At 62.4% G+C, this 24,968-nt stretch carries 23 protein-coding genes and 1 tRNA gene; 15 read left to right on the top strand and 9 right to left on the bottom strand.

What is annotated here, in order from left to right:
• Positions 1-118 precede the first annotated feature (118 nt).
• A complete protein-coding gene (locus ACIQTS_RS07575) occupies positions 119-769 on the top strand; it encodes an alpha/beta fold hydrolase (protein ID WP_332502605.1) in 651 nt (216 codons plus the stop codon).
• Here the strand turns inward: ACIQTS_RS07575 and ACIQTS_RS07570 are convergent, their stop codons facing one another.
• Positions 770-1,000, bottom strand: coding sequence for an RNA-binding S4 domain-containing protein (locus ACIQTS_RS07570; protein WP_181148825.1), 231 nt, complete (start codon positions 998-1,000; stop codon positions 770-772).
• Between the two features lie 180 nt (positions 1,001-1,180).
• On the opposite strand from ACIQTS_RS07570, the gene ACIQTS_RS07565 reads away from it, so the two are divergent.
• From ACIQTS_RS07565 to chrA, 4 genes are all read left to right on the top strand, one after another.
• Positions 1,181-2,566 carry a glycine--tRNA ligase gene (locus ACIQTS_RS07565; protein ID WP_332486693.1) on the top strand — a complete coding sequence of 462 codons (1,386 nt, stop codon included), beginning with the start codon at positions 1,181-1,183 and terminating at the stop codon, positions 2,564-2,566.
• 6 nt (positions 2,567-2,572) lie between these two features.
• Positions 2,573-3,502 carry a GNAT family N-acetyltransferase gene (locus ACIQTS_RS07560; RefSeq protein WP_402472416.1) on the top strand — a complete coding sequence of 310 codons (930 nt, stop codon included), beginning with the start codon at positions 2,573-2,575 and terminating at the stop codon, positions 3,500-3,502.
• A 79-nt stretch (positions 3,503-3,581) separates the two neighbouring features.
• On the top strand, positions 3,582-4,595 hold the full coding sequence (locus tag ACIQTS_RS07555; protein WP_402472414.1) for a DMT family transporter: 1,014 nt from the start codon (positions 3,582-3,584) through the stop codon (positions 4,593-4,595).
• 57 nt (positions 4,596-4,652) lie between these two features.
• On the top strand, positions 4,653-5,858 hold the full coding sequence (chrA, locus tag ACIQTS_RS07550) for a chromate efflux transporter (RefSeq protein ID WP_402472412.1): 1,206 nt from the start codon (positions 4,653-4,655) through the stop codon (positions 5,856-5,858).
• A 78-nt stretch (positions 5,859-5,936) separates the two neighbouring features.
• Here chrA and ACIQTS_RS07545 read toward each other — a convergent pair whose 3' ends face one another.
• The 6 genes from ACIQTS_RS07545 to ACIQTS_RS07520 all read right to left on the bottom strand — a co-directional run bounded on the left by ACIQTS_RS07545 (position 5,937) and on the right by ACIQTS_RS07520 (position 12,081).
• Positions 5,937-6,905 carry an ABC transporter substrate-binding protein gene (locus ACIQTS_RS07545; RefSeq protein WP_332502599.1) on the bottom strand — a complete coding sequence of 323 codons (969 nt, stop codon included), beginning with the start codon at positions 6,903-6,905 and terminating at the stop codon, positions 5,937-5,939.
• A 13-nt stretch (positions 6,906-6,918) separates the two neighbouring features.
• Entirely contained in the window at positions 6,919-7,719 is an 801-nt protein-coding gene (locus tag ACIQTS_RS07540; protein WP_402472408.1) for an ABC transporter ATP-binding protein, read from the bottom strand.
• Complete coding sequence (locus ACIQTS_RS07535) at positions 7,716-8,762, bottom strand: FecCD family ABC transporter permease (protein WP_402472407.1); 1,047 nt, start codon at positions 8,760-8,762, stop codon at positions 7,716-7,718. The genes ACIQTS_RS07540 and ACIQTS_RS07535 overlap by 4 nt, the downstream gene beginning before the upstream one ends.
• Positions 8,759-9,835 (bottom strand): iron chelate uptake ABC transporter family permease subunit, encoded by a 1,077-nt coding sequence (locus ACIQTS_RS07530; RefSeq protein WP_402472405.1) that lies wholly within the window; start codon positions 9,833-9,835, stop codon positions 8,759-8,761. The genes ACIQTS_RS07535 and ACIQTS_RS07530 overlap by 4 nt, the downstream gene beginning before the upstream one ends.
• 135 nt (positions 9,836-9,970) lie before the next feature.
• On the bottom strand, positions 9,971-11,617 hold the full coding sequence (locus ACIQTS_RS07525; RefSeq protein ID WP_402472402.1) for a DUF5671 domain-containing protein: 1,647 nt from the start codon (positions 11,615-11,617) through the stop codon (positions 9,971-9,973).
• The gene (locus ACIQTS_RS07520) at positions 11,617-12,081 is read right to left on the bottom strand and encodes a hypothetical protein (RefSeq protein WP_402472400.1); all 465 of its coding nucleotides are present in this window, start codon (positions 12,079-12,081) and stop codon (positions 11,617-11,619) included. Before ACIQTS_RS07520 ends, ACIQTS_RS07525 begins: the two co-directional genes overlap by 1 nt.
• A 103-nt stretch (positions 12,082-12,184) precedes the next feature.
• Between ACIQTS_RS07520 and dusB the strand changes: the two genes are divergently transcribed.
• From dusB to ACIQTS_RS07500, 4 genes are all read left to right on the top strand, one after another.
• The gene (dusB, locus tag ACIQTS_RS07515; protein WP_402472397.1) at positions 12,185-13,369 is read left to right on the top strand and encodes a tRNA dihydrouridine synthase DusB; all 1,185 of its coding nucleotides are present in this window, start codon (positions 12,185-12,187) and stop codon (positions 13,367-13,369) included.
• A gap of 77 nt (positions 13,370-13,446) precedes the next feature.
• Positions 13,447-14,730 carry a deoxyguanosinetriphosphate triphosphohydrolase gene (locus ACIQTS_RS07510; RefSeq protein WP_332498739.1) on the top strand — a complete coding sequence of 428 codons (1,284 nt, stop codon included), beginning with the start codon at positions 13,447-13,449 and terminating at the stop codon, positions 14,728-14,730.
• A 9-nt stretch (positions 14,731-14,739) separates the two neighbouring features.
• The gene (gene dnaG, locus ACIQTS_RS07505) at positions 14,740-16,620 is read left to right on the top strand and encodes a DNA primase (protein ID WP_105657213.1); all 1,881 of its coding nucleotides are present in this window, start codon (positions 14,740-14,742) and stop codon (positions 16,618-16,620) included.
• Between the two features lie 53 nt (positions 16,621-16,673).
• A tRNA-Asn gene (locus ACIQTS_RS07500) sits at positions 16,674-16,746 on the top strand.
• Between the two features lie 162 nt (positions 16,747-16,908).
• Here the strand turns inward: ACIQTS_RS07500 and ACIQTS_RS07495 are convergent.
• On the bottom strand, positions 16,909-17,736 hold the full coding sequence (locus ACIQTS_RS07495) for a hypothetical protein (RefSeq protein ID WP_400290303.1): 828 nt from the start codon (positions 17,734-17,736) through the stop codon (positions 16,909-16,911).
• A gap of 337 nt (positions 17,737-18,073) precedes the next feature.
• On the opposite strand from ACIQTS_RS07495, the gene ACIQTS_RS07490 reads away from it, so the two are divergent.
• From ACIQTS_RS07490 to ACIQTS_RS07470, 5 genes are all read left to right on the top strand, one after another.
• Positions 18,074-18,883: a DUF4352 domain-containing protein gene (locus tag ACIQTS_RS07490; protein WP_400290305.1), complete on the top strand. Its 810-nt coding sequence runs from the start codon at positions 18,074-18,076 to the stop codon at positions 18,881-18,883.
• A 284-nt stretch (positions 18,884-19,167) separates the two neighbouring features.
• Positions 19,168-19,359 carry a hypothetical protein gene (locus ACIQTS_RS07485; RefSeq protein WP_332499411.1) on the top strand — a complete coding sequence of 64 codons (192 nt, stop codon included), beginning with the start codon at positions 19,168-19,170 and terminating at the stop codon, positions 19,357-19,359.
• On the top strand, positions 19,352-20,872 hold the full coding sequence (locus ACIQTS_RS07480; RefSeq protein WP_332486669.1) for an ATP-binding protein: 1,521 nt from the start codon (positions 19,352-19,354) through the stop codon (positions 20,870-20,872). The genes ACIQTS_RS07485 and ACIQTS_RS07480 overlap by 8 nt, the downstream gene beginning before the upstream one ends.
• On the top strand, positions 20,869-22,428 hold the full coding sequence (locus tag ACIQTS_RS07475) for an SLC13 family permease (RefSeq protein ID WP_402472392.1): 1,560 nt from the start codon (positions 20,869-20,871) through the stop codon (positions 22,426-22,428). Before ACIQTS_RS07480 ends, ACIQTS_RS07475 begins: the two co-directional genes overlap by 4 nt.
• A gap of 58 nt (positions 22,429-22,486) precedes the next feature.
• Positions 22,487-23,713, top strand: coding sequence for a glycerate kinase (locus tag ACIQTS_RS07470; protein WP_402472387.1), 1,227 nt, complete (start codon positions 22,487-22,489; stop codon positions 23,711-23,713).
• Positions 23,714-23,757: 44 nt separating this feature from the next.
• Here the strand turns inward: ACIQTS_RS07470 and ACIQTS_RS07465 are convergent, their stop codons facing one another.
• The gene (locus ACIQTS_RS07465; RefSeq protein WP_013348303.1) at positions 23,758-24,132 is read right to left on the bottom strand and encodes a PH domain-containing protein; all 375 of its coding nucleotides are present in this window, start codon (positions 24,130-24,132) and stop codon (positions 23,758-23,760) included.
• Positions 24,133-24,268: 136 nt separating this feature from the next.
• Between ACIQTS_RS07465 and ACIQTS_RS07460 the strand changes: the two genes are divergently transcribed.
• The gene (locus ACIQTS_RS07460; RefSeq protein ID WP_332727455.1) at positions 24,269-24,925 is read left to right on the top strand and encodes a DUF6308 family protein; all 657 of its coding nucleotides are present in this window, start codon (positions 24,269-24,271) and stop codon (positions 24,923-24,925) included.
• The last annotated feature ends 43 nt before the right edge of the window (positions 24,926-24,968 follow it).

The raw sequence follows: 24,968 nt of genomic DNA, 5'->3' as shown, positions 1-24,968 counted from the left end.
TCTGCGGCACCCGGGCGCTGCCATCGCCGGTGGCCGGGGACTTGATGGAATCGGGTCGCGGAAGCGCTGAGCTAGCTGTAGTTCCCCGCTACGTCCTGTTCGATAGTCTTGGGGAACTATGACTATCCCGGATCAGGCTCCAGTGGCCATCATCTCCCGTAACGACGAATCCCGCCTTGGAACTCCGCTGCTGGTGTTCCTGCACGGCTATGGCTCGAATGAACAAGACCTCATGGGGCTCTCGCAGCATCTGCCCGAAGAGTTCACTTACCTCTCGGTGCGCGCACCGCTGCAAGCAGGCCCGGGGTACAGCTGGTTCCCGCTGACCCAGGAAATCGACTACTCCATCGAGTCGGTGGCACGCAGCGTCGAAGCGCTATGGGCATTGCTGGAACCGCTGGTAAAACAGCACTCCTCGATCACCCTGCTCGGTTTCTCCCAGGGCATGGCCATGGCCACTTCATTGGCACGCTACCAGCCCGATTCCATTGAAGCCGTCGTCGGGCTCTCGGGCTTCGCCGTGGATCCCGGGCCCCTGGAAATATTCGACGACGCGAAGCTGGCAGAAAAGCCGCTGCCGCTGTTCTGGGGCCGCGACCTGTCTGACCCGGTGATCACCCGGGACAAGATCGAATACACCCTGGGGTGGGTCCCGGGGCACACCGAATTGGCCAGCGAAACCTACCGGCAGATTGGCCACTCGGTGTGCATGGAAGAACTACAGGATGTGGCCGAGTTCCTCAACAGGGTCGTCCTGGGGAAAAGCTGACTACTGCTGGGCGGTGACCTTCACGCATTCACCATTCACGCACACCACGTCGCCGGGGCGGATCTGCGCCCCGCGACGGGTGTCCACCTCTCCATTGACGGTGACGATTCCGTCGGAAATCATTTCCTTGGCGTGGATGCCATCCTCGGCCAGGGAGGCAAGTTTGAGCAACTGGCCCAAGCGGATGGACTCGTCGCGGATTTCTAGGTCAAAAGCTTCGTTGGCACTCATGGCTTCCATTCTTCCCTAAATAAGTGCGCTGCATCGTAAGAATCGGCCAAAGGCGTGGAAGTTCACGTCGGCGTTACCTGATTCGGCTTCGTCTGCAGGCCGCGGAAACGATACCCTTGGAAGGTATGTATTTTTCTACGGACCGCAACCAGCGGCCTCGTAATTCCCATTGGAGTTGATATGGCGCCACAGTCCAAGCTAGACCAGGTTATTTCCCTCGCAAAGCGTCGAGGATTCGTTTTCCAGGCTGGTGAAATCTACGGTGGTTCCCGTTCGGCATGGGATTACGGTCCCCTGGGCACCGAACTGAAGGAAAACATCAAGCGCGAGTGGTGGCAGAACTTCGTTCGCGGCCGCGAGGACATGGTTGGCCTGGACTCGTCGATCATCTTGCCCAAGGCTGTCTGGGAAGCGTCGGGCCACGTGGCCACCTTCACCGACCCGCTGGTCGAATGCATCCAGTGCCACAAGCGCCACCGCCAGGACCACCTGATCGAGGCTTTCGAGACCAAGAAGGGCCGTGCCGCCAAGGACGGGATGAGCGAGATCGCCTGCCCTGACTGCGGCACCAAGGGCCAGTTCACCGAGCCGCAGATGTTCTCCGGCCTGATGAAGACCTTCCTGGGCCCAGTGGATACCGAAGCCGGCCTGGCCTACATGCGTCCGGAGACCGCCCAGGGCATCTTCGTGAACTTCGCCAACGTGCTCACCGCCTCGCGCAAGAAGCCGCCATTCGGCATCGGCCAGATCGGCAAGGCTTTCCGCAACGAAATCACCCCGGGCAACTTCATCTTCCGCACCCGCGAGTTCGAGCAGATGGAAATCGAGTTCTTCACCGCTCCGGAAGATGCCCCCGCCTTCTTCGACCAGTGGGTCAAGGATTGCTGGGCATGGTTCCTGGACTTGGGCATCAAAGAAGAGAACCTGCGCCAGTTCGACGTGCCAGAAGACGAGCGCGCGCACTACTCGGCCGGCACCATCGACTTCGAGTACCGCTTCGGCTTCCAGGGCTCGGAGTGGGGCGAGCTCATGGGCGTTGCCAACCGCACCGACTACGACCTGTCCAGCCATGCGAAGGCTTCGGGCTCCGAGCTGTCCTACTTCAACCAGGCCACCGGTGAGCGCTACACCCCCTACGTGATCGAGCCTTCCTTCGGCCTGACCCGTTCCATGATGGCCTTCCTGGTCGATGCCTACACCGAGGACGAAGCACCGAACACCAAGGGCGGCGTAGACAAGCGCACCGTGCTCAAGCTCGATCCGCGCCTGGCTCCGGTCAAGGCCGCGGTGCTGCCGCTGAGCCGCAATGAGAACCTTTCCCCGAAGGCCAAGGACCTGGCTGCCGAGCTGCGCAAGCGCTGGAACATCGACTTCGATGACGCCGGTGCCATTGGCCGCCGCTACCGCCGCCAGGATGAGATCGGCACCCCGTTCTGCATCACCGTGGACTTCGACACCCTCGAGGACCAGGCCGTGACCATCCGCGAACGCGACACCATGTCCCAGGAACGTGTTTCCCTGGACCAGGTCACCGCTTACCTTTCCGAGCGCCTGAACGGAGCCTAGAGCCCGATGAACGAACTGGAATTCCGCCTGTGGCGCTCCGGGGACGACCTCCAGCTGCTGCAGATCTTCGGCGACCCGCGTTCCCCGCAGGCCCACCAGGACCGCACCATGCTGCGCGAAAACAGCGATGCACCGTTCTCCCGCACTCTGGTAGCCACCGTTGACCAGGTGGCTATCGGCGCCGGGGTGGTGTTCGCCTCTTCGCTGCACCCGCAGCGGCTATGGCTCTATGTCGAGGTGGCTGCCGAGCAGCGCCGGTCCGGCGTGGGCACCGCGCTGGTTCAGCAGCTGCGCAAGCAGATCCCTGCGGGCCAGGCTACGGAGCTCAAGGCCCGCTATACCGTGACCGCCGGCGATCCTGCTGCCGCGGCGGCTGGCTTCTGCCAGTCGCTGGGCCTGGGCGAAATCCAGGTCTCGCGCGATGTCATCCTGGAACCGGGTGCCTTGGCTGAACCGGTTTTCGACACCAATGACCGGGTGATCGAGGACCTGTCCACCGGCAGCGTGGAATTGACCAAGCTGGTGATGGATTTCTACAACGCGGTGCACACCGATTGGGATCCGGCCAAGATGACCGTGGGTTCGGCCCAGAGGATGCTGCTCGACGAGCACACCGGTGCGCAGGGCGCGCTGGTGCTGCGCGACAAGCCGAAGCGCGAGGGCGGTGTTCCGCTGGCCTTCGCCGTGAGCTACGTGCCGGCGCGTGAGAACGCCCCGACCGACGTGCTGGTAGGCCACAACCCGGCCTTCAGCGATGACGAAGTGGCAGAAGCGGTGCGCGACATGGTCGCCATGCTGATCCACCAGTACCCGGTGAAGCTGGAAGTCGACTCGTCGATGTTCGTCCTCTCCTCGCTGATTGATGCGTTGGCAGTGGTTGACCAGGCCACCGTCATATCCACGACGCATATCCTCGCCAGCGACGCGGCGAAGTAATGCCAGCAAGAACGGGACCCGCCTGGCGGGTCCCGTTTTTGCCATTCTGCACCAGCCTCCACTTCTTGAAAGAACTCTGTTGACCACCAGCACCACCATGACCGCGCAGGTCCGCTCCGGCGGAAAGATCCTGTTCATCCTGCTTGCCATCGCTTCGGGCCTGCTGCTGTGCGTGCAGTCGCGCATCAACGGGGCGCTGGGCGCGAAGCTGGGGGACGCCATCGCGGCATCAACCATCAGTTTCGGTGTCGGCTTGGCGGCATTGGTACTGCTGGCCATCTTTGTTCCCGCGGTGCGCGGCTCGGTGGCGCAAGTGCCGCGCGTCTTGGCCCAGGGCTGTTTCCCGCGCTGGTACCTGGTGGCCGGCGCGGTAGGTGCCCTGATTGTCTTCAGCCAGGCCGCAGCGGTGCCGCTCATTGGGGTGGCGCTGTTCACCGTCTGCCTGGTGACCGGCCAGGCAATCGGTTCCATGTTCATGGACCGGGTGGGCTTTGGCGGGGCCGCACCGCGCAAGATCAATGCCTTGCGCATCCTCGGCGTGGTGCTGACCATTATCGGCGTGGTTTGGGCGGTCAGTCCGCGCGCAGCCGACGCGGACCTTTCCGCGTTGCTCCTGCCGATGGCGCTTTCGGCAGCCGTCGGCATGCTCATGGGCTTCCAGGCAGCTGCCAACGGCGCGCAAGCGGCGGCTTATGGCGGCGCCACGGCGGCGACCCTGGTGAACTTTGCCGTCGGGTTCGTGGTCCTGGCGATGGTGATGCTGGTGCGGTTGCCTGCCGGCATCGGCCTGGACCCGCTGCCAGGCACCTGGTGGTACTACATCGGCGGACTGCTCGGTTGCCTGTTCGTCGGCATCACCGCCCTGGTGGTCAAGCGGCTCGGAGTGCTGGTCACCAGCCTCGCGGCCGTTGGCGGCCAGCTGGTGGGCTCGCTGCTCCTGGACGTTTTCTTCCCGGCCACCGGTTCGTCCGTCACCGCCGCAACTGTCATGGGTACCTTGCTGACACTGCTCGCCGTTGGCCTGGCCTCGATCTCCGGAGCGCGGAACGCGAAGAGCGCCAGCCCCCGGATCCCGGTGGCATCACGCAATTAGCGTGGCGCGCTATCGCTGTTTACCTTCCGTTTTCCTCCACGACTTATGCTGGAATCCATGGAATTACAGCGCATGGCACAGGGCTCGGCCAGGGAAGTCTTCAAGGTCTTCCTGAAGCTCGGCTTGACCTCTTTTGGCGGTCCCATCGCCCACTTGGGATACTTCCGCACCGAACTGGTTGATCGCCGCCGCTGGCTCGATGACCAGCAGTACGCCCAACTGGTCGCATTGAGCCAGTTCCTGCCCGGCCCGGCATCCAGCCAGGTCGGTTTCGGCTTGGGCTTGCACCGGGCCGGAATGCGCGGTGCCCTGGCGGCATTCCTGGCGTTCACCCTGCCCTCTGCGGTGGTGATGGCGGTCTTCGCCTTCGGCGCTTCGCTGTTCAGCGGTCCCATCGGTACCGGGCTGCTGGCCGGCCTGAAAATCGTCGCGGTCGCCATTATCGCCCACGCGGTACTGGGCATGGCAAGGAACCTGGCTCCGGATCGTGCCCGTGCCGCCATTGCGGTTGTCGCTGCCGGATCGGCGCTGCTTTTGGCCGGAAGCTTCGGGCAGGTCCTGGCCATTGCCTTCGGCGCATTGGCAGGATATTTCTGGTGCCGCGGCAAGGATGCCGGAGCAGCGGCGGCTATGCAGTTTCCGGTATCAAGGACCGTGGGCATCAGCTGCCTGTCGCTGTTCGCCATCCTGCTTTTCGGGTTGCCGGTGGCAGCCCTTGCAACGGGCTGGGATCTGCTGGGCTTCACCGATGCGTTCTACCGCTCCGGCGCCCTGGTCTTTGGCGGCGGGCACGTGGTCCTGCCGCTGCTCCAAAGCGCAGTCGTGGATCCCGGGCTGATCAGTTCCCAAGAATTCCTCACCGGCTACGGCGCGGCCCAGGCCATGCCCGGACCGCTCTTCACCTTCGCCGCGTACCTTGGCGTCCTCGTCGACTCGGGTCCCGGCGGCGCGGCCGGAGCGCTCATCGCCTTGCTTGCCATTTTCCTTCCGGGCTTCCTGCTGCTGCTCGGCGTGCTGCCGTTCTGGAACCGGGTGAGCCACTGGCCTGCCGCCAGGGCCATCATGCATGGCGCCAACGCGGCAGTGGTCGGGGTGCTCGCCGCCGCACTGTACAACCCGGTCTTCACCTCGGCGATTACTTCGGCTCCCGCTTTCGTCCTGGCCTTGCTCTGCTTCGTTTTGCTGACCGCCTGGAAGATGGCCCCATGGATTGTCGTGGCCATCGGTGCGCTCGGGGGAGTGCTGCTGGGCGTGCTGGCTTAGGCAGGCTCGGTGAACTGCTGGGGCCGGCGCCCCGGTGCGCTTCGTGGCGCCCGGGTACCGGACCTCGGCGCAATGCCCCTAGTTCAGGCTCTTGGCTGTGTTGAGCACTGCGATCAGCTCGTCGAACCATTGCGCATAGCTGCTGTAGGTGAACGGACGCTTATCATCCCATTCGACCACCTGGCTGGCCTCTACCGCTGGCAAAGACGCGAAGACGGGATGGTCCTTGACCTGCTGCGCGGTGCCCGAATAGCTCAGCACCACATCGGCAGGGTAGTCGGCAACCTTCTCCCAGCTCATTGAAGCCCAGCCGCTGTCCTCGGTCTGGCCGACAATATCGAATCCGAGTTCGTCCAGCAGGGCCAGCTGGCCCAGTGATTTCTGGCCGACGTACAGGTCGTCATACCCATTGAGCGCGATGATCCGCAACGGCTGGTCCTTGGCCAAGGCACGCAACTGTTCAAGTTTGGCTTGGTAGTCGGCCTTGGCGGCGGACTGCGACGCAATATCCCCGCCCAATGACTTGGCCAATGATTCATAGTCCTCGATGACCTCCAGAACAGGCCGGTTGCCAAATTTGATGCCCAGGAATGGAGCCGTGGCAGTGGCCTCTGCCTGGACCTTGTCATCCCACCAGGTCCAGCCCGTGCCTTCGGCATTGCCGAAGCCCACGATCAGATCCGGGTCGAGGCCAAGCAACTTCTCCAGGCTGAACTCTCCGTCCTGGCCGATGATGGTCATCTCTGCTGGATCCGCACTGCCAAGGGCCAGGCTGCCCGACTCGTCCAAACCGTATCCGAAGACGCCCGAGGGGCGGATGCCGTAGTCCCAGAGTGCCGCAGCCGAATAGGAATCGGTGACCAGCGTTTGCGGTGCGGCATCCATGGAGATGGTTTTTCCATAGCCGGAATCGGTGAAGCTCCACGCTGCGCTGGCTTCGCCGTTTGAAGGGGAAGCGGCCTGGGTGCTCGGGCTGCAGGCGGCCAGGGCCAGGGCGGCGGCGAGCGAAGCTGCGCCGAAAAAGACGCGTCGGGTCATTGGTTGCATGTTCTTTTCCTTCTTAGATGGCCTCGTGGCCCAGCGGGATCACGAGTGGTGTGTGCGAGACGGGATCCTGGATGATGGTGCAGGGCAAGGCGAAAACCTCGCGGATCAGCTCCTCGGTGACAATCTGCGAGGGAGGTCCTGCGGCGACGATCTCACCGGATTTCATCGCGATCAGGTGCGTGGCGTAGCGGCACGCTTGGTTCAAGTCATGGAGCACCGCAACCACCGTATTGCCCTGTTGCTCGTTGAGCCTGCGGCACAGTTCCATGATTTCGATCTGGTGGGAGATGTCCAAGAAGGTGGTCGGTTCATCGAGCAGCAGCAAAGGAGTCTGCTGGGCCAGTACCATGGCGATCCAGACGCGTTGGCGTTGCCCGCCGGATAGTTCGTCGACCAGCCGCCGGGAGAGCCCGGTGGTGCCTGTGGCGTGCATGGCGCTGAGCACTGCTTGCTCGTCCGCGGCAGACCATTGGGAGAACAAGCCTTGGTGCGGGCTGCGGCCGCGGGCGATCAGATCCGCAACGGTGATGCCATCCGGGGCGATGGAGGACTGCGGCAGCAGCCCCAGCCGCTGGGCCCCCTGCTTGGCTGGCAGGGACAGGATCGGTTTGCCATCCAGGATGACCTGGCCGGAGGAAGGCTTCAGCACCCTGGACAGGGCGCGCAGCAAGGTCGATTTGCCGCAGGCGTTGGGTCCAATGACGACCGTAAACGAGCCCGGGGGGATGGATAGCGAGAGGTTTTCGGAGATGGCCGATGGCCCGTAGCCCAAGGTGAGCCGGTCGGCGGATAGCTGCGGATGGGTCATGCTCATTGGCGTCGTGCCTCACGAAGTAGTAGCCAGATCAGGTAGACCCCGCCGATGCTGACGGTGACTACGCCAACCGGCAGGGAAGTGTTATCCAAAACGCGCTGGGCCAGCACATCGCTGGCCAGCAGCAGCACGGCGCCGAGCAATGCCGAGTAAGCCAACGACACGCCTGCGCTGCCCATGATCCGGCGCGCGATTTGCGGAGCAGCTAGCGAGATGAAGGCGATGGGGCCTGCCGCCGCGGTGGCCAGGGCAGTCAACGCCACCCCGATCACCAGCAAGGACAGCTTGCTGGATTCGGTGTTGATGCCCAGCGCCACAGCAGCGTCGTCGCCCAGTTCCAGCAGGCGCATCCTGCGCGTGCAGGCCATGGCGCCCAGCGCGAGAGGCAGGGCTACCGCTGCGGCCGGTATGGCCTGGTCCCAGCCGATGGCATTGAGCGAGCCGGCACCCCAGATGGCCGCGGACATGGCGTCCTCCAGCTCGCTGCGCAAGATCAGCCAGGTGTTGGCCGAAGCGAGGATCGCGCTGACCGCGATCCCGACGATGATCAGCCGGAATCCCTCAGAGCCGTTCTTAAAGGACAAGGTATACACCACGACCGCGGTGGCCAAGCCACCAGCCAATGCACCGAGTGCCACCTGGAAATACCCGCCGCCGAAGACCAGCATGACGGCCAGCGCACCGGTATAGGCACCGGTATTGAATCCGATAATGTCTGGAGAACCCAGGGGATTGCGGGTCATGGATTGGAAAATTGCCCCGCTGGCGCCTAGCGCTGCGCCCAATAGCAGTGCCATCAGAACGCGGGGCAGCCGCCATTGCAGCACCACCCGCTGGCTGCTGGCCTCCCCGGCTCCAGCCAGGGTATTGAGCACTTCGCCCAAGCCCAGCGTGTAGTCGCCAGTGGCCAACGCGTAGAGGCCCAGGGCGGCCGCCAACACCGAGAGCAGTGCGGCGAGAAGCAGCTGACGTGGTTGCACGCGCAACCAGATGCGTCCAATGCGCAGTACCCGGTGGCCCGGGCCGAAATCCACAGCACTCATAGTCCGCTAGCCCGCTTGCGCCGAACCAGCCAAATCAGCACCGGAGCGCCAAGCAAGGCCGTGACGACCCCCACCTGCATTTCGCCGGGCGGGACAACGATGCGGCCGAGCACATCGGAAACGAGCAACAGCACCGGGCCGAGGATCATCGAAAAACACAGGATCCATCGCTGATCCGGTCCGACGATCCAACGGCTGATATGCGGGATCATCAAGCCCACGAAGCCGATCGGGCCGGCGGCGGCGGTCGCTGCGCCGCAGAGCAGGGTGACCGCCACGATCACCACTGCGCGGGTCAGGCCGATATTGGTACCCAGCGCGAGGCTGGCCTCATCGCCCAAGGCCAATGTGTTCAGCGAGCGGGTGCACAGCACCGCCAATACCAGCCCCAGGATAACGAAAGGGGCGATGACGCCCACCATGGGCAGGGTGCGGTTGTTCAAGGTTCCCGCGCCCCAATAGCGCATGCGGTCAAAAGCCTCGGGGTTGAGCAGGGTCATCCCGTTGGAAATTCCTCCCAGCACGGCGCCCAGTGCGACGCCGGACAGGGTCAGCCTGGCCGGTGTCGCTCCACCGCGGCCACGCGATCCAATGAGGTATACCGCGAGGGTGGCCAGCACGGCCCCGGCGAAGGCGAACCAGATGTACTGGGAAATGTGGGTGATGCCCAGGAATGCCACTGCGAGCACGACGGCGAATCCGGCGCCCGCGTTGACCCCGAGGATACCGGGATCTGCCAGCGGATTGCGGGTCAGTGCCTGAATCAATGCGCCGCCAACAGCCAGGGACATTCCTGCCAGGAGCCCAATCGCGGTGCGCGGCAGGCGCAGCTCGTTGATGATCACCAGTGTTTCAGGTGTGCCAATTCCCCATAGCGCCTGCCCGGCAGCCAGCGGTGCAATAGCCTTTGCTCCAATGCCCAAAGACGCGAAGAGGGCGACTGCGAGCAAACCGAGGCACAGGGCCATCGCCGCTGACTTCCAAGCATTGCTGGCGGCCAATCCTGCTGATCCATGGGCGGCTTTGGTTCGATCGGACTTGTTGGTGGGTTGATGCGGCGCAAGGAGGGTCATGCGACTTTCCGTAATTAGGGAACACTCACTGAATCGCGAGCACAAAAAGTCACACTACCATGATGTTTTTAGGTTAGGGCAAAATAAGTCACAATAGACGAACCTATTTACAGATTGGTGATGAATGCGTTCCGACTAGGCGAGATTGATAAAACGCACCGACCCGTCAGCTTCGGCAAGGACCATGAAGGAGTCATGATGAGTTGCCAGGTATTCCTCGATGCGCGCCAGCACCGACACCTCGGCCCGGTCGTCCAGCGCAGGGCCGGACGAAGCCATCCACGTCACCGCTAGCTCCGGGCGCGCTTTGAGCTGAGCCGCCATCGGCTCGGAAGGCGCCGGGCCAACGATTACCACTGCTCGACGTGTTATCGCCCCCTGAGAGGCAATGGATTTTCCAGAAGAACCGGCTCTGGAATCCTTATCCGAACGCCACAGCGCAAAGTGGTAGCCGGCCACGGCAGCGGTCGCAACCAGCCAGCCCAGCGGGCCGCGAACGGTGTCCAGGAGGGAATCAAGACGAGAATCGGGTTCCAGGTAGAACTCGAAAATCCGGTACCCGAAGACCAGCAGGGAAACCAGCGCGACGACGGAACTGGCTCCGAAGAACAGGACCAAATAGGCGCTGCGCGAGTCTGCCGGGAAGGGCTTCCAGGGCTTGAAGTACCAAAGCCATGCGGCGGTTCCGAAGGCGAGCAAGCCGAGACCATGGCCCAGCAAACCCGCGGAGTAGCCCACCGAGACGCTGGACCCCAGTGCTGCGAAGAGCGCATTGACCACCATGCCCAGACCGGTAGCCAGCACGGCCAGGCTGACACCGCTCAGCGCCAGGTGCGCTGCGCCAACCACGGCGGCAGGGTGCAGCCCGGAACGCAGCTGGGACTGGTGATAAATCCAGAGAACCGCGGCCGCCACGATGATGGCCAGCAGGCTTGGACCGCCGTCGAGGAAGAGGTCGGTGCGTTCCTGCGCCGTCCATGCCTGCGGCCACACCCAGGAAACCAGCTCGGCGATCGCCAGCAGGAACGCCAACGCCGGTGCGGCCAGGCCCAATACAACCAGCAGGATGCTGTTCAGGAGATTGGACATCATCTGGACTCTGCGCAGTTTCCAATGCCAGAACCACAGGGCCGAGGAACCGGCCAGCCAGACCAGCGCCATCAGCAGATTCGGCATGCCGGTGGGACCCACCAGCGTATTTTCCGGCACGAACAGGATTTCCAACGCGACCGTCAGCGTGGCAACCAGCGAAAGCGCGAAGAGCACCATGCTGAAGTAATTTCCCACGGTGGCCGCCAGCTGGGCGAATTGCCGTGGTGCAGTACGCGATGAAGTAATTTGGCGGTGCTGCCAGGCGCACACCGTGCCCCAGCCCAAGGCCACCGCCAGCGTCGACTGCCATGCCCCGTCGCGGGCTGCGGAAACAAGTCCCGCCAGGAACGCCAGCGCGGCGCAGCTGCTGGCAGCCAGGGTGGCAAGGTACGCGGCGGAGGCCTGCAAGGACCAGATGGCTGAGTCGAAGGCCGACGGCCGGGCCAGGCGCTTGCGGATGGAACGCCACAACAACCAGGCCAAGGGGATTCCAACTAGGGTGAAGGTGAAGGCCATCGCCAGCTGCTCGGTGCTGACCAGCAAGGAATCGAAACCATGGAAGAGCGCGGTAAAGAACGTAGACAGACCCGTAGCCGAGACCATCAACAGCACGAACAGCAAGCCGTGGAGGATCACCGGACGCAGCACGCTGCTGCTTTGCACGTGGAACGCCGGGGCGGTTGCGGCCATCAGTAACCCATCTCCTCGGCGGTGCACAGGCCGACCTGCCACGGCATGCGGTCAATCAGCCAGGTTCCATCGACCTTGCGCAGCTCGAAGGCCTCTTCATATGAGGAGAGATTCCCCAAGGGCAGGAATTGGGCGTCGCGGGTATTGAACCTGGTGCGGACGGTAGCACTGGACTCCCCGACGGTGCTGCGCAGCAGCTGCACATCAAGTGGCTGCGGGGCATAGGGTTCGGGAGAGCACAGCATCCTGGATTGGCCTTCAATGGTGTGGCGCTGCATGGCCGGCAAATCCTCGGCCTCGAAAGCCATCAGATATCTTTGCACGACCCCTTCCGGGGTGTTCTCCCCGTGGACCTCTGGTGCCGAACGCAGCGAAACCACGAGCAATGCGGATATAACCAAAGCCACAATGGCGGCGGCAAGGGCCAGCAAAACCACCCGCGCCGCCGAAAATTTACTTGTCATTGCATCATTTTGGTCCACATCAGGACAATAATCCAGCGCCTCGGCATCAAGATTTGATGAAGATCTCAGTTACTGTTTTGCGTTCGTGCGGGATAATGGATGGGTGACGACCCTGACTGATGCGCCAACCAACACCCCGACCCTCAAGCTGCCTCCATTGCAGCTGGGCAAGCTGACCATTGATACCCCGGTGGTTCTTGCTCCGATGGCTGGGGTGACCAACCGCGCTTTCCGCCGCCTCTGCCGCGAATACGGCGGCGGGCTGTACGTGACCGAAATGGTGACCGCCCGGGCACTGGTGGAACGCAACCCCGAATCCTTGCGCATCATCTCCCACGATCCCGACGAGGAAATCCGCTCCATCCAGATCTACGGCGTGGACCCCGGCACCGTGCGCGCTGCCGTGCGCATGGTGGTTGACGAAAACCTGGCGGACCACGTTGACCTGAACTTCGGCTGCCCAGTTCCAAAGGTCACCCGCAAGGGCGGCGGCTCGGCCCTGCCCTGGAAATCGGATCTCTACACCTCCATCATCGAAGCCGCGACCTCAGAGGCCGCCAAGGGCGATATCCCGCTGACCGTGAAGATGCGCATCGGCATCGACAAGGACCACCTGACCTACCTGGAATCAGCGAAAATTGCCCGGGACCACGGTGCGGCCGCAGTCACCTTGCACGCGCGCACCGCCGGCCAGTACTACGCGGGGCACTCCGACTGGGACGCGATCACCACCCTGCGCGAAGCCATGGATGACATGCCGGTGTTGGGCAACGGCGATATCTTCAGTGCCGAGGACGCCATTGAAATGGTTGAGCAGACCGGTGCCGCCGGCGTCATGGTAGGCCGTGGCTGCCAGGGCCGGCCATGGATTTTCGGCGACCTGCAGGCGGCCTTCGAGGGCCGTGAAGACCGTTTCCGCCCGGGCGTGCGCAAGGTCGCTGACACCGTATACCGCCATGGCGAACTGCTGGCCGAATTCTTCGAGGACGAGGGCAAGGGCATGCGCGATATCCGCAAGCACATTGCCTGGTACTTCAAGGGCTACCCGGTAGGCGGCGAAATCCGCTCGCAGCTGGCCCAGGTGCCATCCCTGGCAGTGCTGCGCGAACTGCTGGACCAGCTGGATCTGGACCTGCCATACCCGGGGGGTGCCGCAGAAGGCACCCGCGGACGTGCGGGCCACCCGAAGAAGACGCACGTCCCCGACGGCTGGCTGGATAACCGCGTGATGAGCGATGCCCACCGCGAAATGATCAAGGCCGCTGAGCTGGATATCTCCGGCGGCTAGCCACCCCGGAATAGCCACGGCTACGCCACTAGTGGATAACTCCTCAATGCCGGCAAAGAGTTACTAGACTAGGAACTATGACTCAGATCCCCGGATATACCGAAGCCGACCAGCAGCGGTGGGTGCCTGAACCAGCGAAGAAGTCCTACCGTACTGCCTTTGAGCGGGACCGTGCCCGCGTGCTGCATTCCTCCGCCTTGCGCCGTTTGAGCGCCAAGACCCAGGTAGTGGCACCGAACCAGAATGACTTCGTGCGCAACCGGCTCACCCACTCATTGGAAGTGGCCCAGGTGGGCCGCGAGCTCGGTGCGGCCCTTGGCTGCGATCCGGATGTCGTCGACACCGCCTGCTTGGCGCACGACCTGGGTCATCCGCCCTTTGGCCACAACGGCGAGAAGGCGCTGGACAAGGCAGCCAAGGACATTGGCGGATTCGAGGGCAATGCCCAGACCTTGCGTTTGCTCACTCGCTTGGAAACCAAGACTTTCCGGCACAACGGGCATTCGGCCGGGTTGAATCTTTCGCGGGCCTCGCTGGATGCAGCGTGCAAGTACCCGTGGCTGAAAACCGATGCGCCAGAGGTCAACGGCAAGAAAACCAGGAAGTTCGGTGTTTACGAGGATGACGCCACCGTCTTCAACTGGTTGCGCAATGTCCCGGAGGCCACCGCCGGAGCGGTCTGCATGGAAGGCCAGGTCATGGACTTGGCTGATGACATTTCCTACTCGGTTCATGACGTGGAAGACGCAATTGTCGGCGGCAAGCTGCAGCTGCGTTGGCTCAAGCAGGATCTGCAGCGCGAGCGTGCGTTGCAGGTGACCAAGGACTGGTACTTGCCGACCACTGGGGAGGCCGACATCGATGCGGCGTTGCGCCGCCTGGAAATCAGCGATGAGTGGGTTTCGCATTTTGACGGCTCACGGCGTTCCATGGCGGCGCTGAAGGACATGACCAGCCAATTCATTGGCCGCTTCGCTGCCGCCGCAATGGATGCCACCCGGGCACGCTTCGGGGAAGGCAAGCTCACCCGCTATAACGCGAACCTGATTGTGCCCGAGGAAACCGAACACGAGATTGCCGTGATGAAGGGCATCGCGGCCAGCTACGTGATGGCTTCGGAAGTGCGCCAGCCGCTCTACCTGGATCAGCGCACGCTGCTGACCGAGCTGGTCGAACTGCTCTTTGAAACGGGCCGGGATAATCTGGAGCCGATCTTCGCAGCTGACTGGGAAGACGCCGCTGATGAAGCGGCCCAGCTGCGTGTGGTGATTGACCAGGTCGCCTCGCTCACTGACGTCTCAGCCACCGAATGGCACTCGTATCTGGTTAAGGGCGAAGCCCCTGACGCAAAGTTGTTCTAGAAGGGAATCATGGCAGGGCTGATCAAGCGTGAAGATATCGACGAGGTGCGTAACCGCACCGACCTCCGTGAGGTCGTCGAATCCTATGTCACGCTCAAATCCGCGGGCATTGGCTCGTTCAAGGGCCTGTGCCCTTTTCACGACGAACGCAGTCCGTCCTTCCATATTCGCCCGCAGCTAGGAACCTTCCACTGCTTTGGCTGTGGCGAGTCCGGCGACGTGATCGCCTTCATCCAGAAAATGGACCACTCGTCGTTCACCGAAACTGTGGAACTTCTGGCTGCCCGGATCAACTACGAGCTTCGCTATGAAGACGGGGGACCGGGACCGCGCCGCGAAGACTACGGCAAGCGCCAGCGCCTGGTCGACGCGCACAAGGTCGCCGAGGAATTCTTCCGCGCGCAGCTGGCTACCGAGGAAGGAGCCGCCGGCCGCGAGTTCCTTGCCGGTCGCGGTTTTGACCAGGAAGTCACAGCCCAATTCTCCGTGGGCTATGCGCCCAAGGGCTGGGATTCGCTGCTCAAGCACCTGCGCTCCAAGGGCTTCGTTGATGATGAGCTGAAGCTGACGGGCATGTTCTCCGAGGGCAACCGCGGAATCTATGACCGATTCCGCGGACGTGTCATGTGGCCGATCCGCGACCTGTCTGGTGCCACCATCGGCTTCGGTGCACGCAAGCTCTACGAGGATGACCAGGGCCCGAAGTATCTGAACACCCCGGAGACCCAGCTCTACAAGAAATCCCAGGTCCTCTATGGCCTGGACCTGGCCAAGAAGCAGATTTCCAAGAGCCGCCAGATCGTTGTGGTGGAAGGCTACACCGACGTGATGGCCTGCCATCTGGCTGGCATCACCACCGCGGTAGCCACCTGCGGTACCGCTTTCGGCACGGACCACATCAAGATTGCCCGTCGCCTGCTGCAGGATGACGGCACCGGTGGCGAAGTCGTCTTCACCTTCGATGGTGACGCCGCAGGCCAGAAGGCCGCGCTGCGCGCCTTCGAAGAAGACCAGCGATTTATTGCCCAGACTTACGTTTGTGTTGAACCAACCGGTGCTGACCCGTGCGACTTGCGTTTGCACCGCGGAGACGAAGCTGTACGCGAGCTCATCGAGCTCAAGCGTCCGCTGTTTGAATTCGCCATCCGTGCCGAATTGAAGAAATTCAATCTGAACACCGTTGAAGGACGTGTCCAGGCCTTGCGCCAGACCGCTCCGATCGTTGCGCAGATCCGCGACTCGGCCATTCGTCCGGCATATGCCCGTGAGCTTGCCGGCTGGCTGGGAATGAATAATGAGGACGTCAACCGCTCGGTGGGCGCCTCCATCAAACGCGCCCGGTTGCCGAAGAACGCAGACCTGCAGGCACCACACCCGCAACCGGGGGAGGCTGAACAGGCAATCCCGGCGGCGGCCTTTGAACGCCCGGATCACCGCGACCCGGTGATGCGCCTTGAACGACAGGCCCTGGAAGTGGTGATCCAGCAGCCGCAGCGGTTGAAGGACGAGCAATGGCAGGCGTTCTACGAGGCTCGCTTCCTGGCCCCGGCGCACTCTGCTGTCCACGATGGCGTCGTTGCCGCGTCCAGCGCAGGCGCGTCGGCGACCTCCTGGGTTGAAGTCATTCGCGACGAAGTCCCCGAGCAGTTGCGCAGCTTCGTTTCAGAACTCGCAGTGACCAGCATTCCGGCATCTGACGAACATAGCCTGAACCGCTACTGCGCCGACATCATCAACGGCTTGATTGAGCTTCAAATCACACACCGCAAGGCTGAGTTGATCGGCCGCTTGCAGCGTGCTGAAATGGCACCCGAAGGCGAAGAATATGCCCAGATCAACCGGGAACTGATGGAACTGGAGATGCGCCGGAGGATCCTTCGCGGAACCTAGGATCCCGATTTTGCATTCGCGGGAATCTTGGGTAAAGTTATATCTCGTTGCAATCCTCCATAGCTCAATTGGCAGAGCATTCGACTGTTAATCGAAGGGTTACTGGTTCAAGTCCAGTTGGAGGAGCTTACAAGAAGGTTCCGGCTCGCATTCGCGAGTCGGAACCTTTTATTTTCGCCTGAAACCGGAATTCTGGCACCTAGCCCTGACTAGCCTCGCCAGGAAAAAGCCGAGTTAGGTAGCAGGGGCCAGTTGCCGGACCAGCGGCGGGTATTTTGCCTAGCGGACTCAGGGAACCGGGTTCCACAAGCGCCGGGATTCCAGATACCAGAAATACGAGAAAAGGCTGATCTCGAACCATTCGACAATGAATAGGGCCTCCTGGATGCCCGCGGCCAGCAGGATCGGCCAGGCAATCAATCCGATGAGCATCAGCACCAGGATGATTGCGTAGTGCAGCTTCTTGCCTCCGCTGGTGTCCATCGCGCACAGCGGCTTGTGGTCCAGGTGGCTGGCGATGGCGATGCCCATGGAGAAGATCAGCAGGAATGCAGCGCTGGCATGCACGCCGGCGAACTGCTTGCCTTCAACGGTCCGCCACAGCAGCAGCAGGACAAAGCCGACCAGGAGCAGGGTGCTCAGCAAACCGAGCGCTTCGGTCGCGGTGCTGTGGAACAGCGCGCGGTGCGGAGCGCGGCTAGTCCTGATTCCCAGCCAGATGAATACCGAGCTGACGACGAGAATCGCAATAACCGATACCTGCACGGAGAAGATGAGCCGCCTCTGCTCGCCCAGGGGCAGTTGCGCCAGCGTTTCACCCAGCTTGGTGGGAACCAAGGCGACGAACATGGCGTAGAAGCCGGCCAAATTCAGTGCATAGTCCTCCAGCTCGTCTCCGGTGTAAACCACGAGCAGCACTCCGGTAGTCACCAGCATCGCAACGAACAAGTCCCGTGCTGGACCCAGGTAATAGGAACTCAGGGAGTCTTCAATGCGCTGGTTGGCAATGCCATAGATGACGATGGCAACGACAAGGAGCAGGGGCACCGCGAGCAGCATGAGGCGCACATAGCGCAATGTACTGCGGCCCGGGGAGTGTTCAAGGGAAGTGGCCATAAGTGCATTCTGTAATGAATCACCCAGGTTTTGCCAACGGGCCCGCCTAGCGCAGGAAAATTCCCGGGAGAATCGCAGGCATCGGTCCGCGGGCCAGATGCACCTGCTGGAACACCCGAATGGTGCACGTCAATCGCCCGCACTTGGCTTCCGGAAACTGCAGCTGCCTTGGGCAGCTCGGCTGGAGCCGAATCCGGGGCAAGCTAAATTGCCGGTAGGCACTGGCATGATTCTTGAAGAGTCAACAAAGACTCTTTTCGGCCGAAGTCCTCATCCGCTTGGGTTGATATCCGCCTCGGCGCCAGCGTGGCGCCGTCTTCACTCGAAGGAAGCTTTCATGTCTGTACAAAATCCGGTCGATCCGAACATGGTGCCACCGGCACCGCCTGCCAAGAGCTCAGCTGGCAAGGGCCTGGGCATTGCGGCCCTGGTCGTGGCCATCGTTGCATTGGCCCTGTGCTGGGTACCGATCGTCAACAACTTTGCCGCCGTGCTCGGTTTCATTGCTCTGGTACTGGGCATCGTCTCGCTCATTGTCGCTTCCAAGCGCCGTGGCAGCAAGGGCTTGGGCGTTGCATCGAGCATCATCGCCATCGTAGCCATCGTTTTTGTGTTCGCCACCCAGGCAGCCTATGTGAAGGCGATCGACGAGGTCGCCAACGGCATTGCCGACGCTTCCGACGGCGAAGTGGCGGCACCGGCTGAGATCATCGAGCAAGCCGAAGACGAAACACAGGTATTGGCCTTGGGGCAGGCCGCTGCTGTTGGCGAGTATTCGGTCAATGTCAGTGCGGTGAACCTGGATGCCGGCGCACAGATCGCCAAGGCAAATGAGTTCAACCAGGAGGCCGAAGGCCAGTATGTCCTCGTGGACCTTTCTGTTGTCTACAACGGAGAAGAAGAAGGCGACGCATGGCTGGACCTTAATCCAGAGCTGGTGGGCTCGGATGCAAGCATCTACAGCACCAGCAGCGCGACTGCGATCACCGCCAAGCCGGGCATGGACGTTCCTACCTTGGCCAAGGGCGGGAAGGGAAGCTACCAGGTGGTCTTCGACGTGCCGGCCGAGGCCGTGGCAGATGCGAAAATCCGCATGAGCGAAACGCTCTCGTTAACTGACGACTCGGTGCTCTGGGCTGCGAAGTAGCTCGAATTCGCAGAGGTTCCGCTATCCCATCAGGGGTGGCGGAACCTCTTTTCTTTTGCCCTGGCGGCGAGGAAGCCCGCAGCTCGCGGATTGCGACCACAACATGAACACCGGAAATAGGAAGATCGGGAAAATTTTCAAGGAATTCCCCGCGCTGCCGGACCTCGGAAATACGCGAGAACCCGGGGCGATTCGCTCGCTCTCATTTGCTTCTCATGGACGCGCCATAATCCTCTCACCACCGCCTAATGCGCTCCTCACAAGGGTCTTTTAATGTTCAAAGCATGAATCGCCGCATACTTCTCATCCTCATGGTGTTGGCCGTGCCAGCGGGACTGGCCGGCGCCAGCCAGGCACTTGCCGACAAGGCCAATCCGCCCATCCCGCATCAGCAGCCAATCATTGTCCAGCTCTCACCGGCTCCCGAGCCCGCTGCTGCACAAGCGCAAGCTGAGGAGCTGATCGGCAATGGCTGATATCCATGAGCACCAGGGATCAACGGTGTCGGCACGGTTGCGCATTGTCGGGTGGATCGTGCTCACTACTGCACTGGCCCTGCTGGCCGTAACGGTTTCGATGCGTTCGATCATGTCCGGCCAGGTAGCCGAAGCTGCCAACGTGGGCATCGCGCAGGAAATCGAGGAGTTCCGGACCTTCGCCGCCGAGGGACTGGACCCGAAGACAGCTCGCCCGTTTTCCTCGATCGGTGAATTGATGGAACGCTATCTGGCCCGCCAGCAGCCGATGGCCGGCGAAGCGATTCTCGCGCAGGCCAATGGACGGGTGCTCACCGCAGGCACCGCAGCCAACCAGGCCGGGACCTGGCTGGCTGATGACCCCGTGCTCCTGGGCCGTATTCTCGATGACGCGAAGACCTCCGGAATCCTGGAGAGCAACCACGGGACGGTTCGCTGGGCGAAGGCCGAGGCCAAGGATGCCTCCGGAGCCAGCGGGGCGGGGCACCAAGCCCATCTGGTCGTCGCGCACTTCATTGGCGGGGCCCAGGAAGAAGCCAACCGGCAGGCAACCATGCTCTTCGGCGTGGCCGCCGGGGGACTGGCCTTGACCGCGGGGATCGCCTGGTTGGCAGCCGGGCAGATCATGCGTCCCATCCGCACCATGAGCGAAACCGCCGCCTCGATTAGCGCCAATGACCTCTCGGCCCGCGTTCCGGTTGAAGGACGCGACGACTTGGCGCAGCTGGCCAGGACACTGAATGCGATGCTTGACCGGGTTGAAGCTTCGCATCTGGCCCAACGCCACTTCATCGCCGAAGCACGAGAGCACCTGGGAAGCCCGCAACGCAAGATGGCAGCTGCCTTGCAGAAGCTCAACGAGGAAGAGGTGCCCCGGAAGCAACGCGGCAGGATCATCAGCACCGCGCAGGCGCACATTTCACTGATGGGGCAGACGCTTGCCGACCTGGAATTGCTGGCCCAAAGCTCGGACCCGGACTTCATCCAGCGCCGAATGGTGCCCGTCGGCGAAGTCACGGCGGACGTTGCCGCGGCAGCCGCCCGCCCGGGCGCCCACCCGGACCGCCGATTCCGCATAGCCGAGTCTGCCAAGGCCCAGGCGTGGCTGGATCCGCTGCGCGTTGCCCAGGCCATGCACCAACTGATCCAAAATGCCGTCGCGCATACCGAGGATGGAGAAAGCATCCGGATCGGTTCTGCCGCAGCAAAGGGCATGGCCAGCTTCTGGGTTGCCAACGATGGACCGGCGTTGGACCCGGACCAGGCCCGTGCCCTGCTGGAAAACTATCGCAGTGCCCCGGAAGCCGGCCAGCAGGGATCCGGCATGGGCTTGGGCTTGGCCGTGGTGAAAGCGGTCGCGCAAGCCCACGGCGGCACGGCCTGGGTGGAATCCGGAAACGGCAACGGAACAAGTTTCGGATTTTCCCTCCCGCAAGCTGATGCCGGACAAGGCATCCGCTGCGAAGAAGAATTCGCCCAATCCATGGCCAGCAGCCTGGGCGGTGAGTCATGAGCATCAAGCCAACCGCGCCACGCTCGGGATTCCGCTACACCGCCCAGCGCTCCATGGACCAGGCCGCGGAACAGGGCAACGCCGGTGCGGCACGAAACCGGTGGAGCAAGCAGAACGCAGCGCGAATCATCGCCGCACTGGTCTTGCTGGGCTTTCTCGGCTGGTGCGCCTATGGAGCCTTCGGCCCAGATGCGGGGACAGTGCAGGCATTGCCAGGCCAAGGGGCCCTGACCCTGGCGGTCTTCGCCTTGGCCATCTGGCTCTGGGTCTTCTCGCCAGTAGGCGATACCTTTATCGCCTTGGGCGCAGCAGTGGTGCTGGTGCTCATGGGCGTGCTGCCCGAAGCCGACCTGTTCTCCTCGCTGGGAGAAGACACCATTTGGCTCTTGCTGGCCGCCTTCGTGATCGCGGCGGGGATCACCGCCACGGGACTGGCTACCCGCGCCGCAGCATGGATAGCCGCAGGGGCGAACACCCCGCGGCAGCTGATCCACCTGACTACCGGCGTGCTGGTGGCTACCGCATTCGCGGTGCCGTCCACTTCCGGGCGCGCGGCCCTGGCCATTCCGGTCTTCATTGCCCTGGCCAAGGCGCTGGTGGATCGCCGCCGCATCGTCCTGGCCCTGTCCCTGGTTTTCCCCTCGGTTATCCTGCTTTCGGCAGTGGCATCCTATCTGGGCGCCGGAGCGCACCTGATCACGAGCCAGATCCTCGCCACCGCGGGCCATGAAGGATTCTCCTTCGCCGGCTGGCTGGTCTACGGATTGCCGCTGGCTTTCGTTTCCTCCCATCTGTGCGCCGAGCTGGTGCTGTGGATGTTCACCCGCAAGGAGGACCGCGCAGAACCGCTGGCGGTGGGCATCGAGCGGCTGCAGCAGTATTCGCCGGTGCCGCTCTCGGGTCCGCTCACGGTGGGGCAATCCAGGGCAGCGCTGCTGGTCTCGGCTGTGGTGGTGCTCTGGTGCACCGAGCCCCTGCACCAGCTCCATCCCGCCATCGTGGCCCTGCTTGGTTCATTGCTGGTAGTCAGCCCGGGATATGGCTCTGTAGGCCTGGCCAAGGCATTGAAGGCGGTGCCGTGGTCGATGCTCATCTTCATGGCCGCGACCCTCACCCTGGGCACGGCGCTCGCCGGAAGCGGAGCCGCCGAATGGCTGGCCCGCAAGGTGCTTGGCCCCGTCGAGCAGCTCGGCGCTGCCGCACCCTGGGTCTTCACCGTCCTCGTGGTGGTGGTCTCTGCCGCGGCGCATCTGGTCATCCAGTCTCGTTCGGCCCGCTCAGCGGTGCTGATTCCGCTGGTGGTCTCGCTGGCCCCGGGCGTCGGGGTCAACGCGGTAGCCATTGCCCTGGCTTCCACCGCCGCTGCCGGTTTCTGCCACACACTGACCAGCAGCGCGAAGCCGGTGAACCTGTTCTCCGAGATCGAGGGCATCGAAACCTATAAGCCGGCAGACCTGCTGCGCCTGAGCGCGGTGCTCGGACCGCTCATGGTCCTGCTGGTCCTGGTCTTCGCCTTCTGGATCTGGCCGGCCATGGGACTGCCGCTGTTTCTCTGAACCACCTCGTAGCTTCACATCTCATCGCATTCATCCTCACTGAAAAGGACAACGAATCATGGCACACGCACTTCCACAACGCATCCTGGTCGCCCCTTCCGGATTCAAGGAATCCCTCGACGCGGCGGCAGTCGCGGCGGCCATCGGCGCCGGGGTTCGCCGGGCCTTGCCCGGAGCCACGGTCAAGGCAGTGCCCATCGCCGATGGCGGCGAAGGCACCGCAGAAACCTTGGCGTGCGCTACCGGCGGCCACCTGGTGCCAATGGCAGTCACCGGTCCGGTCGGACAGCAAGTCGAGTCCCACTACGCCATGCTCGGTGGCGAAGCGGCCGGAACGGCAGTCGTCGAAATGGCCGCCGCTGCGGGCCTGCGGCTGGTTCCCCGCGACCAGCGGGATCCGGGAACCACCACCAGCTACGGTGTGGGCGAGCTGATCGCGGCCGCCATTGATGCCGGGGCCTCCAAGATCCTCGTGGGCTGCGGCGATTCGGGTACCTCGGATGGCGGCATGGGGGCATTGCAGGCGCTGGGTGCACGAATCCTTGATGCCAACGGCCATGAGGTCAAGGCCGGCGGCAACGACCTCGGATCGGTGGACCGGTTGGATCTGTCCGGCCTGCACCCGGCCCTGGCTGCCGGGAATGTCCGGATCACCATGGCGCTGAACCCGCACAATGTGCTGACCGGCCCGCGCGGAGTGGCCCGCGTTTTCGGTCCGCAGAAGGGGGCAACTCCGGAACAGGTCGAAATCATGTCAGCAGGTTTCGAACGCTGGGCCTCGATCCTGCGGCGCGATGCGCTGGAGTCCTCGCGCTCCACGGATTTCGCTTTGGCCCCGGGGACGGGTGCTTCGGGCGGGCTGGGCGCTGGCTTGGCGGCGGTGGGGGCGGTGCTGTTGCCTCGCTTCGAGGCGATCCTGGACTCGGGCTTGGCCGGCATCGATCTGGACTCGATGCTGCGCGGAGCGGATCTGGTCATCACCGCAGAAGGCGCCATCGACTTCCAGACGCCCAAGGGCAAGGTGCCGGCGGAGGTAGCGCGGCGCGCGGCGCTGCATGGGGTGCCGGTAGTGGCCCTGGCAGGAACTCTGGGCCGCGGCTGCCGAGACGTGCACGATATCGGAATTGACGCCATTGCCTCGATCATGCCGATCCCGATGACGCTGCAAGAAGCAGTGGATGACGGGGAACGGCTGCTGATCGAAGCGGCCGAACGCTTCATGCGCACCATCATTCTGGGTGCATCAATGGCAGCAGCCCGGCTCAGCCCGCGCGAGGCTTGGTAGCAGCCAGCGGTCTCGCCCTGAATAGGAACAGGCGTGCTGTCTTGCTAGAGCACGTAGGAGGCGATGAGCTGAGAGAGGGCCCGGACATCAACTTTGCCCTTGAACTCCAGACGAACTTTGCCCAACCCGCTGAACCACAGGTCCAGCTCCGCATCCAGATCGAAGGTTCCAGCTGTTTCAACGGAGAACGACTGGACTTTCGAATACGGTAACGAGGTGTAATCCCGCTTTTTGCCGGTCATGCCTTGCACATTGACGGCGATGAGTCTCTTGTTGCTGAAGACCACGTAGTCGCGTGCACCCTTGAAAGCGCTTAGTAGCTCTTCGCCAGTGACCATCATGGGTACGATCTCCGGTGCGACTTGTGAAAGGTCCCATGGGCCCAATTTGAAGACAGAGGAATTATTGAAATCAATCATGTAAAGAGCGTACGAAGGATGAGGGACAAATAGGCGACGACTGATTTCCCGAATCATGGCTGAGAGCCCAACTTGTCGGTACTTTCAGGTACGGTGAAATAATCAAATCTTCAACCAACAATGGGGGTCAGCGTAAATGCAACTTCGATCAAAAGTAGACTTCAGCACTGCGGTAGAAGATGTAAGGGACTATTTCGGGACCATGGGAAACGGTCGGCCCAAGTATTCTGGATCGCGCTTTGAAACTCTTGGTGAAGGTGTCGATACTGATCCACATCGAATCACTGCGACCGACTTGGTGGCGGTATCGATGCTCTCCGTTGACGTGCCAGCGCAGGCTTCCTTGGGAATCCTCGAAACGCTAGCCGAGCAAATCAGCGAATTGCTGTCCCAGATTCCGCAGGACTTGAAGTTCGAGAATTTGATGCCAGAATTATTCGAGAAATATCTCGATGAGGGATCGCCTGCGGATAAATTGTGGTCGCTTCTACGGCAACATGAAGACCCTTGGAAGGTCGGCCAAACCACGGCAAGCAAGATCATGGCTCGCAAGCGGCCGGACTTGATTCCGGTTTACGATTCGGTTGTCAAAGCAGTTGCCGGGATCGAAGGCAGTGGAGAACAATGGATCGTTTGGTACTCCGCCTTCCACGACGGTTCTTCCGAGGCCGCGGAATTTGTAGACAAGCTCAGAGCGATCAGGGCTGAGGCCGGCCAACCTCATTTGTCGTTATTACGAATTTTGGATATTGCATTATGGAAGCAAGGAAAGCGCGAAATAAGGCATTTGTAGATCGCGCCTAGGGCTTGGTCCTGAATAGGAACAGGCGTGCTGC

Origin of the sequence: Glutamicibacter sp. NPDC090743, assembly GCF_044769125.1 — a bacterium.
Lineage (GTDB): Bacteria > Actinomycetota > Actinomycetes > Actinomycetales > Micrococcaceae > Glutamicibacter.
This window is presented reverse-complemented; position numbering and strand designations above follow the sequence as displayed.

Bases quoted from the DNA above. Each gene is read 5' to 3' on its own strand.
- ACIQTS_RS07575 (WP_332502605.1), top strand. From the start codon at position 119: ATGACTATCCCGGATCAGGCTCCAGTGGCCATCATCTCCCGTAACGAC.
- ACIQTS_RS07570 (WP_181148825.1), bottom strand. From the start codon at position 1,000: ATGAGTGCCAACGAAGCTTTTGACCTAGAAATCCGCGACGAGTCCATC.
- ACIQTS_RS07565 (WP_332486693.1), top strand. From the start codon at position 1,181: ATGGCGCCACAGTCCAAGCTAGACCAGGTTATTTCCCTCGCAAAGCGT.
- ACIQTS_RS07560 (WP_402472416.1), top strand. From the start codon at position 2,573: ATGAACGAACTGGAATTCCGCCTGTGGCGCTCCGGGGACGACCTCCAG.
- chrA (WP_402472412.1), top strand. From the start codon at position 4,653: ATGGAATTACAGCGCATGGCACAGGGCTCGGCCAGGGAAGTCTTCAAG.
- ACIQTS_RS07545 (WP_332502599.1), bottom strand. From the start codon at position 6,905: ATGCAACCAATGACCCGACGCGTCTTTTTCGGCGCAGCTTCGCTCGCC.
- ACIQTS_RS07540 (WP_402472408.1), bottom strand. From the start codon at position 7,719: ATGAGCATGACCCATCCGCAGCTATCCGCCGACCGGCTCACCTTGGGC.
- ACIQTS_RS07535 (WP_402472407.1), bottom strand. From the start codon at position 8,762: ATGAGTGCTGTGGATTTCGGCCCGGGCCACCGGGTACTGCGCATTGGA.
- ACIQTS_RS07530 (WP_402472405.1), bottom strand. From the start codon at position 9,835: ATGACCCTCCTTGCGCCGCATCAACCCACCAACAAGTCCGATCGAACC.
- ACIQTS_RS07525 (WP_402472402.1), bottom strand. From the start codon at position 11,617: ATGGCCGCAACCGCCCCGGCGTTCCACGTGCAAAGCAGCAGCGTGCTG.
- ACIQTS_RS07520 (WP_402472400.1), bottom strand. From the start codon at position 12,081: ATGACAAGTAAATTTTCGGCGGCGCGGGTGGTTTTGCTGGCCCTTGCC.
- ACIQTS_RS07510 (WP_332498739.1), top strand. From the start codon at position 13,447: ATGACTCAGATCCCCGGATATACCGAAGCCGACCAGCAGCGGTGGGTG.
- dnaG (WP_105657213.1), top strand. From the start codon at position 14,740: ATGGCAGGGCTGATCAAGCGTGAAGATATCGACGAGGTGCGTAACCGC.
- ACIQTS_RS07495 (WP_400290303.1), bottom strand. From the start codon at position 17,736: ATGGCCACTTCCCTTGAACACTCCCCGGGCCGCAGTACATTGCGCTAT.
- ACIQTS_RS07490 (WP_400290305.1), top strand. From the start codon at position 18,074: ATGTCTGTACAAAATCCGGTCGATCCGAACATGGTGCCACCGGCACCG.
- ACIQTS_RS07485 (WP_332499411.1), top strand. From the start codon at position 19,168: ATGAATCGCCGCATACTTCTCATCCTCATGGTGTTGGCCGTGCCAGCG.
- ACIQTS_RS07480 (WP_332486669.1), top strand. From the start codon at position 19,352: ATGGCTGATATCCATGAGCACCAGGGATCAACGGTGTCGGCACGGTTG.
- ACIQTS_RS07475 (WP_402472392.1), top strand. From the start codon at position 20,869: ATGAGCATCAAGCCAACCGCGCCACGCTCGGGATTCCGCTACACCGCC.
- ACIQTS_RS07470 (WP_402472387.1), top strand. From the start codon at position 22,487: ATGGCACACGCACTTCCACAACGCATCCTGGTCGCCCCTTCCGGATTC.
- ACIQTS_RS07465 (WP_013348303.1), bottom strand. From the start codon at position 24,132: ATGATTGATTTCAATAATTCCTCTGTCTTCAAATTGGGCCCATGGGAC.
- ACIQTS_RS07460 (WP_332727455.1), top strand. From the start codon at position 24,269: ATGCAACTTCGATCAAAAGTAGACTTCAGCACTGCGGTAGAAGATGTA.